This is a genomic window from Oleiphilus messinensis, assembly GCF_002162375.1.
GTDB classification, from domain to species: domain Bacteria; phylum Pseudomonadota; class Gammaproteobacteria; order Pseudomonadales; family Oleiphilaceae; genus Oleiphilus; species Oleiphilus messinensis.
The window spans coordinates 5,077,412-5,091,209 of record NZ_CP021425.1 but is presented as its reverse complement, the minus strand read 5'-3'; the positions used below and the strand labels follow the sequence as shown (position 1 = coordinate 5,091,209).

At 46.4% G+C, this 13,798-nt stretch carries 10 protein-coding genes; 2 read left to right on the top strand and 8 right to left on the bottom strand.

Annotation, left to right across the window (positions count from 1 at the left end; translation table 11 throughout):
- Positions 1-13: 13 nt before the first annotated feature.
- The 8 genes from OLMES_RS22130 to OLMES_RS22095 form a co-directional block, all read right to left on the bottom strand.
- Positions 14-1,441 carry an MBOAT family O-acyltransferase gene (locus OLMES_RS22130; protein WP_087463250.1) on the bottom strand — a complete coding sequence of 476 codons (1,428 nt, stop codon included), beginning with the start codon at positions 1,439-1,441 and terminating at the stop codon, positions 14-16.
- Between the two features lies 1 nt (position 1,442).
- Positions 1,443-2,993 (bottom strand): NosD domain-containing protein, encoded by a 1,551-nt coding sequence (locus OLMES_RS22125; protein ID WP_087463249.1) that lies wholly within the window; start codon positions 2,991-2,993, stop codon positions 1,443-1,445.
- A gap of 39 nt (positions 2,994-3,032) precedes the next feature.
- On the bottom strand, positions 3,033-4,406 hold the full coding sequence (locus OLMES_RS22120; protein ID WP_087463248.1) for an alginate export family protein: 1,374 nt from the start codon (positions 4,404-4,406) through the stop codon (positions 3,033-3,035).
- Positions 4,406-5,821 carry a tetratricopeptide repeat protein gene (locus OLMES_RS22115; protein ID WP_087463247.1) on the bottom strand — a complete coding sequence of 472 codons (1,416 nt, stop codon included), beginning with the start codon at positions 5,819-5,821 and terminating at the stop codon, positions 4,406-4,408. Before OLMES_RS22115 ends, OLMES_RS22120 begins: the two co-directional genes overlap by 1 nt.
- Positions 5,815-6,996 (bottom strand): PilZ domain-containing protein, encoded by a 1,182-nt coding sequence (locus OLMES_RS22110; RefSeq protein WP_087463246.1) that lies wholly within the window; start codon positions 6,994-6,996, stop codon positions 5,815-5,817. Before OLMES_RS22110 ends, OLMES_RS22115 begins: the two co-directional genes overlap by 7 nt.
- A gap of 94 nt (positions 6,997-7,090) precedes the next feature.
- Positions 7,091-8,551, bottom strand: a complete 1,461-nt coding sequence (locus OLMES_RS22105) for a glycosyltransferase family 2 protein (protein ID WP_087464616.1) — start codon at positions 8,549-8,551, stop codon at positions 7,091-7,093.
- A 196-nt stretch (positions 8,552-8,747) separates the two neighbouring features.
- A complete protein-coding gene (locus tag OLMES_RS22100; protein WP_087463245.1) occupies positions 8,748-10,058 on the bottom strand; it encodes a nucleotide sugar dehydrogenase in 1,311 nt (436 codons plus the stop codon).
- A 533-nt stretch (positions 10,059-10,591) separates the two neighbouring features.
- Positions 10,592-11,059 carry a methyl-accepting chemotaxis protein gene (locus tag OLMES_RS22095; protein WP_157678456.1) on the bottom strand — a complete coding sequence of 156 codons (468 nt, stop codon included), beginning with the start codon at positions 11,057-11,059 and terminating at the stop codon, positions 10,592-10,594.
- Between the two features lie 558 nt (positions 11,060-11,617).
- On the opposite strand from OLMES_RS22095, the gene OLMES_RS22085 reads away from it, so the two are divergent.
- Both OLMES_RS22085 and OLMES_RS22080 read left to right on the top strand, forming a co-directional pair.
- On the top strand, positions 11,618-12,190 hold the full coding sequence (locus tag OLMES_RS22085) for a substrate-binding periplasmic protein (protein ID WP_408635107.1): 573 nt from the start codon (positions 11,618-11,620) through the stop codon (positions 12,188-12,190).
- Between the two features lie 41 nt (positions 12,191-12,231).
- Positions 12,232-13,770 (top strand): methyl-accepting chemotaxis protein, encoded by a 1,539-nt coding sequence (locus OLMES_RS22080; protein WP_087463241.1) that lies wholly within the window; start codon positions 12,232-12,234, stop codon positions 13,768-13,770.
- The last annotated feature ends 28 nt before the right edge of the window (positions 13,771-13,798 follow it).

The window sequence follows — 13,798 nt, the reverse complement described above, 5'->3', positions numbered from 1 at the left end:
TCCTTTCGATCCTTTAAAATTGAAAATAAAGGAAAGGTGAAAAGCTCTGAGCTGAAAGTTTCAGCATGCTTAAAACGAATAGCGGAATCGTAAGAGCCTGACTGAAGTTGACAATGAACCGGATATTTTTCTGTGCCCAACGTTCGATTCTGGCCCTGAAACCCATAACGAACACGACTAAATAGGACACCACCAAAAGCGTGACTTGCATGCTAGTGATGGATTCGGCGATCCGATCACTTAGAGACCAGCTGGAAATGTTAAACATTGCGTAGTTAAACATGGCATTGTAGAAACCGAACGCGGTCGCAACATCTGGCGCACGGAAAATAACCCAGCCCAACATAACCAGTAAAAACGTCAGTCCCCAGCGCATGATATTGAAATGGGTGATGTCGGTTTTCACTCCAAGGGCCCGTTCAATACATAAAATAATACCGTGCCAGCAACCCCAGATTACAAATGTCCAATTAGCACCGTGCCACAAGCCACCTAAAAACATCGTCATAAACAGATTGCGATATGTTTTCACCGTTCCGTGGCGATTGCCGCCCATGGATATGTAAAGGTAGTCCCTGAGCCAGGATGAGAGGCTGATATGCCAGCGACGCCAGAATTCAGTGATACTTTGGGAAATGTATGGGTTGTTAAAGTTTTCGATAAAACGAAAGCCCATCATCAAGCCAAGGCCGATCGCCATGGCACTGTAACCTGCGAAATCGAAAAATAGTTGTGCGGTATAGGCAAAAGCCCCCAACCAGGCATCCCCGGTGGTTGGATTAGCAGTGGCATAGCAGGCATCGACAATCGGAGCGATGGAATCGGCGATAAAAACCTTGCTGATGAAACCCTGCATGAACCTGATCGCACCTTTCGAAAAGGTTTCGAAACTGTGTATTCGATCCGTAAATTGGTTTGCAAGATCCTTGTAACGTAAAACCGGACCGGCGATAAGTTGCGGAAACAGTGCGATAAATGCAGCAAAGTCGATAACATGAGTTGTAGGAGGGGTGTCTTTGCGGTAGACATCGATTATGTAACTTATAGCCTGAAAGATGTAAAAAGAGATACCGATTGGCAATATAACGCTGGCAAACGAAAAGGGTTCAAAGCCCAGTGTAGATACAACATAGTTAAAACTATCGACGCCGAAATTTGCGTATTTGAAGTAGCCGAGGGTGCTCAGGTTGCCGACGACACCAACAATAAGCCAGGTTTTTGCTTTTTCTGAGTCCAGATTCCGGAAAATTAGAATTCCAATGAGGTAGTTCCAGAGTGTTACGGCAACGAACAGGAGTAGAAAGTCTACCCGCCACCAAGCATAGAACGCGTAACTGGCCAGCAGGATAATCAGGTTTTTTGCACGGTTTGGCGTGAGGTAGTAAATCGTCAGAAAAGCCGGTAAAAATAAAAATAGAAAAACATTCGAGGAAAATACCATGTTAAATACCTCCTTCGATGGCTTGGGCTTTTTCTGCTGTAATCGGAATGACCGCTACTGCACCTCTTTGCCGATAGAGAATGTCGAATAAAACATTGTGGTAGGTATCGAGAACACCGCGGAAATATGTTCCTTTTTGCTTGTAGGGAAAGCGCAGATCAAGGTCATAAAGCTGAATCTCGTAAGGGGCATCTATCGCGATTGCACCTGTGTGATTGGAAAGTAGTTTTGTACTGGCTACTGTAATAGAGACATCAGCAATAAAAGGATCCAGCTCTAGGTCTCGATATTCAGGAAACTCCACTTTTATGTGGCCGAACACTCCATATTTATGATTATCCGCGAGAACATTGTTGTATACCCGGATATCTGTGCTGTTTCGAATTTGAACACCGTGTCGTTTGTTGTTTAGCGCCTTGTTTGACCATAAAAGATTATCCGGGCTTTCGTACACTGCAAAGCCGTCATCACCGTTTTCAATCGACAGGTTGTGGGCAAATATATTCCGCACTGAGCTTCTGTCAATCATGAAGCCAGAACCATTGTTATGATGGGAAAAATTATTGAAAACCCAGCTGTCGTTAACTTCCCGGGAGATGATAATGCCGTGTTTCTCTTTGGTGCCGTAGGCTTCGTTGTATGCAATGATCAGCCGATTGGAGCGGTCGTGGGGGTCAATGCCGTAAACGATGTTGTCGATATAGGTATTGCGCAAGATGACAACATCATCGGCCTCATAACTGTAAAAGCCGTAGTACATATCGATAAATCGAGAATCGAATAGCCAGCCAATGGGCCTGACATCCGGATACCCGGCTTCTGTCAGTTTGTGATTGTATGACAGTGAAAATCCATAGCTCTTGCTGGAGGCATAGCCCAGCGATACCACGTCGGTATTGCTGAAATAGCTTTTCGAATTGTTCCAAGCAAGATAAAACGGCCTGAAGTGCTTTTTGCCACTGAAAGGCGAGGGGCTTTGAAGTTCGTGATTCCAGCTCGTTAACTCAGTATCCAGGAAAAAGATATCACCAATATTAACAATGAAAGCGCCTCCTTCCTCGCTCAAGCGTAAAGCATTGACTTCGTTACCTTGAATGATGAGTGTTGCACCCGTGTCAATAACCAGTGGTACGTGCAGAGTATAGATATTCTCTTCCTGGCTCAGCAGTGTCGGATTATCAACCAGTTTCAGTAACATCGGGAGCGTGATGCGTCCTGACTCGAGCTTTATGGCCAGCGGTAATCTGGATTGCTTTTTCACCCACTTCCGCATTTGATCATTTTCAAGAAATTTTAACAGCGAAGGTTCCTTGTGCATGACCGGGGTTGATATGCGCCCTTTACGAATACTTGGCACCTGTTGCGGTATCCATTGCGCATCATATTTTGAAATGTCCGGCAGTATTGGTGCTTCGAGTTGCAAAGACTGCGCGTCAATTTGTTTGATTGAATATAGCGCGTTAAGCTCGTCTGCGACCGCAATCGAGCCTATTGTCAATGACAGCACTGTTAATAAATTAATCCAATTACAGAAAAATACGCGTCCGTTCACGTCCCCCTCCTTGTTCTCTACAAATTCAGCTTGTTAGCACTAAAATGCCATCAACAAATCCAGCGTAATTCGATAAGCAAAGTTATCTGCGCGAGCAGAGTACGCATTACCCGGTAGAAAGCCTGCAAGACGGGCTCTGACCTGGGACTTCTCCGCTCTTTGCCAATGTTTCTGCATGTGTTCAGTGATATTCCATCCGTAAATCAAATCCAATTCAGATCCAAGAGTGGAACCTGTGCTTTCCGGGTCTGCAGAAATACCACCGCTATAAACCGGAGCTTGATTATCAAGTCGTGTGAAGTGATGTAATACGACACTGAAGTCATGACTCCGGCGCCAATCAATTCCTGAAAACAGAGAATATATGCGTATATTGCTGAGCTCCGCACGATACAATTCGCCGTAGCGATAAAAGCGTGAGTTAAAATCTGTCAAGTAGGCCCGGTTACTCTGTAATCCGGTCTGCACAAAACCATCTCCCGATGAAGTCTGAGCGATGTGAAAACCTAGTTTGGGTTTTAAATAGTGATCCCATTCTCGCCAACCCCCGATATCAACTGCCCAGCCATCAATGGACTGGTCGTGCACTTCGAGCACTTGGTTTTGCTGCGTTGAACTGATCTGTTGACGCTCTCCGGTTAAATAACCGATATCAAGGAAATACCCCCAGCGACCGGGTTCATCTGAGATTGACCCGTTGAGTCGAAACCCTAGCCAGATACCATCCAGGTCTTCCGTGTCAGTCCCGATTGACGCCAGAGAATTTCCTGCTTTGATATGGTCAGAGTAATCTTTTTGCCACATGGTTCGAATGGAAATACGTTGTGCGTAGTGCCATTCATATTCCAGCTCGCCTACCACCCGGAGTATGTCTTCATCACGCTCGTCGAAATCACTGTCATCGGTACGGTGAGCTGACAGTTGTTGTGCCGCAGCGAAAAAGCCATTTAATAGCGTTGAGTTGTAGCTCAGACGCAGAGCATCGATATCCTTATCCCACCAGAGGGAATCCGTCTCTTTGATCCGTTGGCGACCGAATTTGAATGAATAGCCTTCTTGACCCGGGGAAAAAGAATACCTCCCCCACAATTCGTCCAGGCTTGCGAAACCATCACTGCTTGACCCACCTTCATCGCTATCCTGTAACAGAGATGCAGTACTGTAGAAAAGGCGACCTTTACTGAAAAAAGACATTTCGTCAGTCGCGTGCCAAAGCAGGCTCGGACGAATTGAAGCTGAAATCGCTGTATCATCGCTTTGGTTACCGAGGCCCAGATCGCTTGCACTTTCTCCGTTGGCGGAGATAATGGCTAAAATCCGCGTATCCAGATGGCTGTTACCTTGTGTTTCCGAAACCGCTAGCATGCAAATTGCAAGCGCGCTTATCCGGCTAAACCGACTCTTTATTGCCATTAGTTTATCCTTGTCAACTGAGCGACGCTGTCCTGTTCGGTGGCATCTTCTCTAATGGACATTTCCTCGTCCATCCACTGTTGTGCTTTGCTACGTTGTGAATTGGAAAGTGACCCTTCGAGTCTCTCTTTCGCTGCTTTTGCTCGTTCATGGCCAGCGTTGGCTGCCATGGAGTAATGGGCATAGGCTCTGGCCGGGTCCGGTTTGATAACCCGCCCCTTAACGAAAATGTCGCCAATTTGAAAGTCCCCACTCTCATAACCCAGGCGAGCAGCTTGCAGGAAGTAGCGAAATGATTTTGGATAGTTGCTTTCGCCCAGATATCCCAATCGGTAAAGTAACCCAAGGTGATAGCAGGCCTCAGCAGACTCATCTGCAAACCGTAGATAGATGCTTTCAGCTTTTTCCGGCTCGCCAGGTATCAATTTTCCCTCATAGAGAATACGTGCTTTGAGTAATTGAGCCTGAGCGACAAATCCGGATTTTTCTGCACGATCTATCCACTCGAAAACAGTACTTTCTGTCGTAATGTCTGGATTTTTCGCATACAGGTTAGCTAATGCCAGTATGGCTTTCGGATACTCGTCTACCGCCTTCAGATAGAATTGCTCAGCCTTTCTGGCATCAAATGGCAGAAGTTCACCTCGGTCATAAATGCTCCCCAGGTGATACGCAGATTTGCCGCCGCTGAATGATTGTCTGGAAATGAGGTTTTCCAGTATTTCCTGTAGATCTCCCAGTTCTGGGTGTTGAGAATACAATGCCAGAAGTTCATGCGCCGCCAGAGGGGTAGAATCGAGTGCAGCGACAAAAAATGCTTTCGCCTTGGCGATATCAGGCGTTCCGAATGCATCTTGGGAATAAAGTAAACCGAGGTAATAATTGGCTTCTACTTGCCCTTGTGATAACGCCAAGGTAAGCCATTGCTCTGCTTCTTCTGCTGTGCCTAATTCAGGATAATCAACAATGACATGGCCTAAATCGAGCGCAACAGTCTCTTTCCCTTCGTATTCCCAGAGTTTGAGCAGTATTGCTTTGGATTGCCGGGGATCAGCAGTCTCCGTTGTTGTGGTTGCAATGAGCGATTTGGCATAACGCTGTTGGGCGCGAGTGTCTCCTGACTCGGCAGCAGTTGCATACCAACGTCTACCTTCTCGCCGGTTTACGGTTACGCCCAGTCCTCTGAAATACATATCGCCCAGTGCAATTTGAGCATCCGGAAAGCCTCGTTTCGCCAATGCAGAATAAATTTCCCGTGCCAACTCATAATCACCATTCGCATAAGCATGGTCTGCTTTTTCGATACTGGGTAAATTGCTACATGCCTGAATGCCGACGGTCAGCATGAGAGTAAGCAGTATTTTACGTGGTGAGCACGCTTGCAAGTGCTGGCGCTTTTTATGTGTTATTACCATATGGATACTACCCAATTGGAGATCTTGTCGACCGTTTTGGGGGCAACCGTTACCGTTGCTGGTCTCAACCAGAAATCTGCAGGTAACACTTCCGTGAGCTCCACAATTGCATTGACCGAAGAGGTATTCACATAATCTATGATTCCACTATCTTCTGCCATTTGAATGCTTTTGATTTGACCGGTAATGGTCTGGGGACTTCCGGCAACGGTTACATGGACAGTTTGATTGACCTGGATGTGTTCCAAATCTTTGTAGTTGAAGTAAGCGCTGATCTGAGGTTTAGATTTCTGTTGGGTTAGCGTGAAAAGCGCATCACCTTTATTGGCGTATTCGCCAGCAATGAAGTGAGACTTGAGGATCTCACAGTCACAGGGACTGGAAACCGTACCCTCTGCACTTCGGCTCAATACTTCATTGATTGCGGCCGCCTGCTTAGGGTCATCGGAGTTAAATTCAAGTTTAAGGGCATCGACCAACGGTGTTTTATAGGTCGCAATTGCTGTGCCAGCTTCCACAGAAGTTTGGTTGTCAGTGATCAGGCTGTTGACGATACCCTCTCTCGGCATGCTGACATTAATTGTCTCGATGATAACTTTTGCAGAAGTTGCCTTGGTTAAAAAATAATTGTCATAAATTTGACTCGATGCCAGGCCAAATGCCGCTAGTCCTACGATGAACCAAAACGTGCTCAGTGTCGCAGCCTTGAACCGTGCGAAAAAGTTGAGTCCTGCATTGCCCTTTTGCTTTCTCTCCCGGGTGAAATTCTCCCGCGAAAGTGTATTCAATACTTCTCCCATGGTGACGATTGATCCGTTCAGGTAGGAGGTGATTAAATGGCGTAATGTCGAGGTTTCCTGAGCACCAAGGTTCTCGAACTCACAACGTACAAGTTGAGTATCTCTGGGGATGTCCCGGACAATAAAGTGGATCTCTAACGAAATTTCCAGTGCATCAACGACGAATGCCAGCGCACCGGTGTAACTTTTGTTCATTTCTAGTGTTGGGGTTTCTGCCTCAAGACTAAACCCGCCGGCAGAGATATCCTTGAGTTTGAATGTCTGACGAGCGCCATCGGTGGTGCTAAGTTTTAAGCTGGCGGGTAAGCGCACGCGTGCATGTTGACGTTGTGCTTCTGATTCATGGACAACATTTGTGTTCAGTGCAATATTCATTACAACATCCTTATTTAACGAGTGAATCGTTTAGTGAATTGGATCGTTCAATAAAACGTATACCCTAAGTGGGCAAATGACCCTGGCCAGAGATTTAAACCAGAGTAATCAATATTGCCCCGAATAAGCTCAAGGCTGAAAACGTCATGCTGCGTGAAGACCAACGGTTAAACCATTGTTGAAATGAAGCGAGATTCCGTTTCAACTGGGTTGGTTGGCGAGTCCATGACTGCCGATCCAATCGGAAAAACACATAAATTTTCATAATGGCACCAAATATCTGGTTGTAATACAGCATCAACGGGTATGCTGGCCCAACGTTATGCCCTGAAGCCAGAAGCAGTAGGGTTAGTGCCATCCGTGTAATACCAACCCATAATAAGTAAGCAATCAAAAATCCAATGTGATATTTTGTCGCAGCTATCACGGCAACTGAAATTCCGAGTAAGCTGGTCCACATGGATATGCGTTGATCAAACAATACGTAGTAGGTAAACCAGCCCAACCGTTGTGGTCCCAATTTTGTCGCACGACTGTTTTGTCTCAAATTGTTTCCATACCAGCGGAACATGAGCTGACGACTGGCACGAATAAATCTGGGATCAGGTGGGTGCTCCACGGTATTAACCGAGGCATTGGGCACATAGAATGTGTCGTAACCCAGACGCATCAAGCTGAACCAGCTGGATTTGTCGTCCCCGGTCAGAAATTTGAATTCTCCCAGGCGCCAATGTTTTAGCGAGTCACTTTCGACATCAGCAATAAACTCCGGTTGTGACACCACACTTGCTCGAAAAACGGACATTCGTCCAGTCAGGGTTAGCACTCTCTTCGAGAGCGCCATTGAGCACATGTTGATATGTCGTTGAGCGAAGCGGAGCTTGTGCCACTCACTCATAAAATAGCTGCCGCGAACCTCGCAGAATTCATTGGTGGTCAGTCCCCCAAGATTTGGAAAAAGTTTGAAATATGGCACTGTCTTGAGTACTACGCCTTCGTCTAACACCGTGTCGCCGTCAATTACAGCGACAACTGCACTGTCGTCTGGCATGTCTCTGGAGATCGCCCGAAAGCCGTATGCCAGGCCATCTCTTTTTCCTGTGCCAGGAATACGCACAAATGTCAGTTTGATATGTTCGGGTGGGGCCATGGTTTCCCAGAGTGATTTCATTAATAACTCATCTGACATCTCGACAATCGAAGCAACAATGGTGGTAGGCAGTCCACAGGTTATTGCTTCGCGGATAATCGACTGGTACACCATCGCTGTCGTTGATGCGTCAATTCGGAAGCTGGTGACCATCAAATAAATATGACTGGGATTGGTTTGAGCACCCATTTTTTTAATTTTGCGTTGATACAACGGAAAGACGATGTACAAAAAAATCATCCCGCGAATAAAATGTACGACGCCCATCGAGTAGCGCCAGATACCAATGATGCCAATTGCGAATAAAAACGTTTTAGTTTCGGGGATGAAGGTGGATTCCGGCAACAGCAAGGCGAGGCCCATCAGTGCTGAAAAATAAATTAACCACCCAGTGGTGCTGCTCATTATGTCTTTAAGTTTTTCCACTTCTACTTACCTGCCGTTCGATCAAAGAGCCGATACTGATACAATTCAACCGCGCAGAGGCTCCTCCACGGGAGCGACAGCGAGATTAATTGCATCGAACAGATCCGGCTTTAAAGTCTGCCTGACCTGTTCGAGACTCAATTCAAGAAGAAATGACTGGAGTTGAAGGTGCTGGTTACCAGCAGATACCTTCTTTTTCCTCATCTGAGGAATGTTCCATAAACCCAACAAGGTCAATGACTTTCTTGCCTGGTTTTAAGTCGGATAGAACGGTTTCAAAAAGTTCATCACTGTTTCCGAGGATAATCACGTCAGATGTCTCGGCGAGCGTCGTTAGATCAGAACTTAGAAGTGATGAAACGTGAGGGATTTTTGATTCGATATAGTCTTTGTTTGCCCCGTGTACCCGGGCATACTCGACATTTCGATCGAAGATGCGAAGATCGAAGCCTTTGCCTATCAGCAGTTCTGCAAGTTCAACGAGAGGGCTTTCCCGCAGGTCATCGGTACCCGCTTTGAAACTCAATCCCAGTAGTGCGATTTTTCGTTTCCCGGTTGCTGCGACCATTTCATAGGCACGGCGAACCTGGTAGGAGTTGCTTTGCATGATAGACCCAAGCAGTGGGTGTTCGACATCGAGTTGGGATGCTCGATAGGTTAGCGCTCGAACGTCTTTGGGAAGGCAGGAGCCACCGAACGCAAACCCGGGTTTCATATAGTATTTGGAAATATTAAGTTTTTCGTCCCTGCAGACAACGTCCATCACTTCTCGACCATCGACACCACAAGCTTTAGCGATGTTGCCGATTTCATTGGCAAAGCTAACCTTCGTTGCATGCCAAACATTGCAGGTATATTTGATCATTTCTGCAACTTCAATCGACTTCCGGATGATTGGAGCCTCCAGGTCTTGATATATTTCTTGAAGAATATCCCCTGATGCACTGTCAAATTCACCGATAACCGTCATCGGAGGGTAGTCATAGTCCTTTATGGCTGTACTTTCTCTAAGAAATTCCGGATTCATCGCCAGGCCAAAATCAATGCCTGCCCGCTTACCCGAACAATCCTCCAATATGGGGAGGACAATGTTTTTTACAGTGCCGGGAAGCACTGTACTTCGGATTACCACCGTGTGCCGGGTAGATTTGTTTTTTAATACCTGACCAATTTGGCGGCATACATCTTCGATGTAGCAGAGTTCCAAGTCTCCGTTACGTTTGCTGGGAGTCCCTACACATATCATGGTAACGTCGGTTTCGGCAATTGCTGCCGCAACATTGGTAGTGCCTCGAATCAATCCACATTGGACACCGTTAGACAATAAGGCTTCCAGCCCCGGTTCTACTATCGGTGATTTTCCATTGTTGATTAAATCGATTTTTGCTTCGGAGATATCTACACCCACAATCTCGTGACCCCTTTCGGAAAGACATCCCGCACATACTGCACCAACATAACCTAGGCCAAAAATACTGATTCGCATCATTCCATCTCCTTTCTAATATTTCCCAATAGCAGCAAGCAAACCTCTTTAACGAACTAATAGGTTTGCCTTACTGCGTTTTCATTCCCTGTTAACCCTGCAGTTCGTAACAGCACAATACAAACTGGAATGTTGAAGAATATCCCCATCCCCAATAAAAAATCGCGACTATTTCCTTTTGCATTTGACGCTTCTATGCTAAGCAGTTTGCATACCATATATAGTTCTATTGATTTTGTTTTTTAAAAAAACCAATAAATACATTATATTAGAGCGACTCCATGAGTATAAAGAAAGAAGGTGTCAAAAATATGACAAAGAGCTGGAGGAGAATTCTTTATCAATCTTATTCAGTTATGCACTATGGAAAAGCAGAATTTCGGTGTTTGCACCAATCTTGATGCGTTAGTTTTTTTCAATCAAGAAGGGGGCAAACACCATCAAATTTAAAGCATGGAGGGGCCTAGGGAGGTGTTCAAAATGAGAATAATGAATCAGCCCATAGCAGATTTGCTATTTGTAATGAACGCGCATCATTGTATCTTGAACGCCGAAACCAGCTCATCCAACTGATTTGCTAATTGCCTCAAGGTTTGTGAGACCTTGGAGGTTTCCGAGGCCTGGTGTGAGGAGTTATCGGCTAGGTGACTTATGTTTAATACGGTCGCGTTAATTTCTTCTGCTGCTTTGCTTTGATCTTCCGATATAGAGCGCATCAAGGCGCTGAGGTCGTTAATATTGCTGATTTCCTGATCTATTTCATTCAGGGCTGTCATCGCGGTTTGGACTTGTTGAACCCCCTCTGCAGCTGAGCCGTTTGCTGTTTTCATGACCACGACCGCATTGCTTGCGCCTTCTTGCAGTTGATGGATCATTGTTTCAATTTCTTCCGCGGACTCATGGGTTTTTGTGGCAAGTGTTCGGACTTCGTCTGCGACAACGGCAAAACCTCGCCCGCTTTCTCCAGCTCGAGCAGCCTCGATTGCTGCGTTCAGCGCCAACAGGTTTGTTTGTTCGGCTACAGCCTGAGCCGTGATATCTGCGTAAATCTGCTATATCAGTAGTGGCGGCCTAAAAAGTTGGAAGCCTCGCCTGATAAGGCGGGGAACGATCTATAGACATGAATTCCGCCACTCGTCCCGGGCGTCGGGTGAGTAGTGGACTTCGTGCTGTAGAGTCTATCCGGACTGATGCTGTTCATAGTTGAATTCCAGCTACTCTCATCTAAACTGACAGTAGGCCAAATCTCATCGCGACGAATTGATCAAAGCGAACCATTTTAAGGTTTTACCGTTCGGTTGAATTCGTTTTGGGAGCGTCACAGGCAAGGTGCGCTCATCTTGATATCAGGATGTCAACGTTTGCTTGTAAAGGAGCATTTATGATCCGCACGCTCACATCAGCCTCGGCTTTGCTGTTGGCTTTCTTTATGACTTCCATGCCGATTACTGCAAACGAAAAAAATCTCTCTGACCTCACTGGAGTGGCCTCCCTATGCGGGACGTAATTTACCTGGAGGTGGGAGTTCGGTAGCTGTCGCCAGAGCGGCATTTAAAGCAATGGGCTATGAGCTTGTCGTCGATTTTCTGCCATGGTCCAGAGCTGTAAGCGAAGCGAAGAATGATGCAAGTCAATACGCCGGGTATTTTCCAGAATACTATTCTGATGCAGTTGCTGATGAATTTGTATTTAGCGACCCAATGGGTAGTGGACCCCTGGGCTTGGTTGAAAATAAAAATAATCCCGTGACATGGCAGACACTGGAAGATTTGCAACCATTGGTCGTGGGGGTGGTTCAGGACTATGTTAATACCGACGAGTTTGATGCACGGGTCGCGCAAGGTAAACAGAAAGTACAAGCCGTGACCAGTGATGCCACGAATATAAAGAAAGTTGCGGGTAATCGCGTCCCGGTGGCCATAATCGATGCGAATGTGTTTGCATACTTACTCAAATCTGATCCATCGCTCAAACCGTTTTCCGAGCATGTTCAGATGAATGAAAAAATACTCGAGAATAAGAAGTTGTACATTTGCTTCAAAAACAACGACTTTGGCAAAGAAATTGCTCAAATATTTAATGAAGGGCTCAAGAAAGTGGATGTCCAGGCCATAATGAAACAATACCAATAAGGAATAGAAGTCGGTAGGTATTTTAATTGGTAGCCTAAATTATGTCATTTCTAAAACAAATAGGTATTAAGCTCGTCATCCTTGTCGTCTGTATATTGACGTTAATTTTGATCGGCTTTGGCTTTAATGATTATCGCAACATTAAAGTCAGTCTGGAAAAACAAATGGAACGACAATCTGGCCAGGCGCTTCATCGATTGTCCCGCAGTTTGCCGGGATTAGTGTGGAACTTTGAATCTGACCAAATGGAAAATGTCCTGTTGTCTGAATCAAATGCCAATTTTGTTCAGGGTATTTTGATTCGGGATTTGAAAGATAAAGTCATTAAAGGCATTTATAACGAGCTTGAGGGGGATGAAAAGAAAGCGTCGCCCTACGGAGGGCAGAATTGGGATGGTCGCGTACTGAAGTCAGCGCTTGAATTCGACGATTATGGTGACAAAAAACCGGTTGGAAGTGTGGAGATCTGGATTGATGAACGCCACATCGAAGAGCAACTCACTGCGCAGCTTTGGCGATCTGTCGCCGAGACAGTGTTTCTGGATGTGATCGTCGCATTGGTGTTATTGTTTGCCGCGCGTGCCCTGGTTGACCGGCCTTTGATTCAGGTGATTGAAGCACTTCGAGATATCGCAGAAGGGGATGGCGATTTGACCAAAAGACTACCGACGGACCGACAGGATCAGTTGGGTGATCTGGCGGTTGAATTTAACCGCTTTTTTGAAAAAATCAGAGCGCTGGTTGTCGAAACCCGCTCTTCGATGAAGGAAATGGAGACCTGGGTTAATAAAGTGACCACCAGTGCAGTGGATATCGGCGCCGAGCTGGGCGATCAGCATGCCGAGATCGACCAGGTTACTGCCGCAACGCACGAGCTGAGCATTGCCTCGCAAACCGTAGCAGATAATGCCCGGCAAGCGGCAGACTCTGTGGGGAGTGCAGATAAAGCAGCCTCTGAGGCCAATGAAATTGTACAAAGTGCAATCGAAGCGATTCATCAGCTTGCCCATGAGATTGATACCGGGGCTGTGGCGGTGGATTCGTTGCAAAAAGATGTCGCGAACATTACTTCTGTGTTAGCGGTAATTCGCGGTATTGCGGAGCAAACCAACCTGCTGGCATTGAATGCGGCAATCGAAGCCGCGCGAGCGGGTGAGATGGGGCGGGGATTTGCGGTCGTTGCGGATGAAGTGAGAGCGTTAGCCAGTCGCACACAGGAAGCAACTGAAGAGATTCAATCCATGATTGAAAAACTTCAGGGCGGCGCTCAAAAAGCGGTCACAGCGATGACCACTTCAAAAGATCGCAGTCAGGATAATGTGGAAATGAGCACACGTACCGGTGACGCCTTGCAACAGATCGCAGAGGCTATGAAGGTCATCAGCGATATGAGTGTCCAGATTGCGAGCGCAACTGAAGAGCAGCGCACTGTGTGTGATGATGTGAGCCGGAACCTGACACAGATCACGACTATAGCTTCAAACATCACGGGTGTGTCTCAGCAGTCGGTGGATACAGCATCATCACTGCAAAGCTTGAACCACAAGGTCGTTGAGGCCTTTGATCGATTTCGAGTATGACTGAATTCAGGAGTTATCCAGGTACATG

Coding starts and splice junctions, on each gene's coding strand:
- OLMES_RS22080 (WP_087463241.1), top strand. CDS start 12,232: ATGTCATTTCTAAAACAAATAGGTATTAAGCTCGTCATCCTTGTCGTC.
- OLMES_RS22120 (WP_087463248.1), bottom strand. CDS start 4,406: ATGGCAATAAAGAGTCGGTTTAGCCGGATAAGCGCGCTTGCAATTTGC.
- OLMES_RS22130 (WP_087463250.1), bottom strand. CDS start 1,441: ATGGTATTTTCCTCGAATGTTTTTCTATTTTTATTTTTACCGGCTTTT.
- OLMES_RS22105 (WP_087464616.1), bottom strand. CDS start 8,551: ATGAGCAGCACCACTGGGTGGTTAATTTATTTTTCAGCACTGATGGGC.
- OLMES_RS22085 (WP_408635107.1), top strand. CDS start 11,618: ATGGGCTATGAGCTTGTCGTCGATTTTCTGCCATGGTCCAGAGCTGTA.
- OLMES_RS22100 (WP_087463245.1), bottom strand. CDS start 10,058: ATGCGAATCAGTATTTTTGGCCTAGGTTATGTTGGTGCAGTATGTGCG.
- OLMES_RS22115 (WP_087463247.1), bottom strand. CDS start 5,821: ATGGTAATAACACATAAAAAGCGCCAGCACTTGCAAGCGTGCTCACCA.
- OLMES_RS22110 (WP_087463246.1), bottom strand. CDS start 6,996: ATGAATATTGCACTGAACACAAATGTTGTCCATGAATCAGAAGCACAA.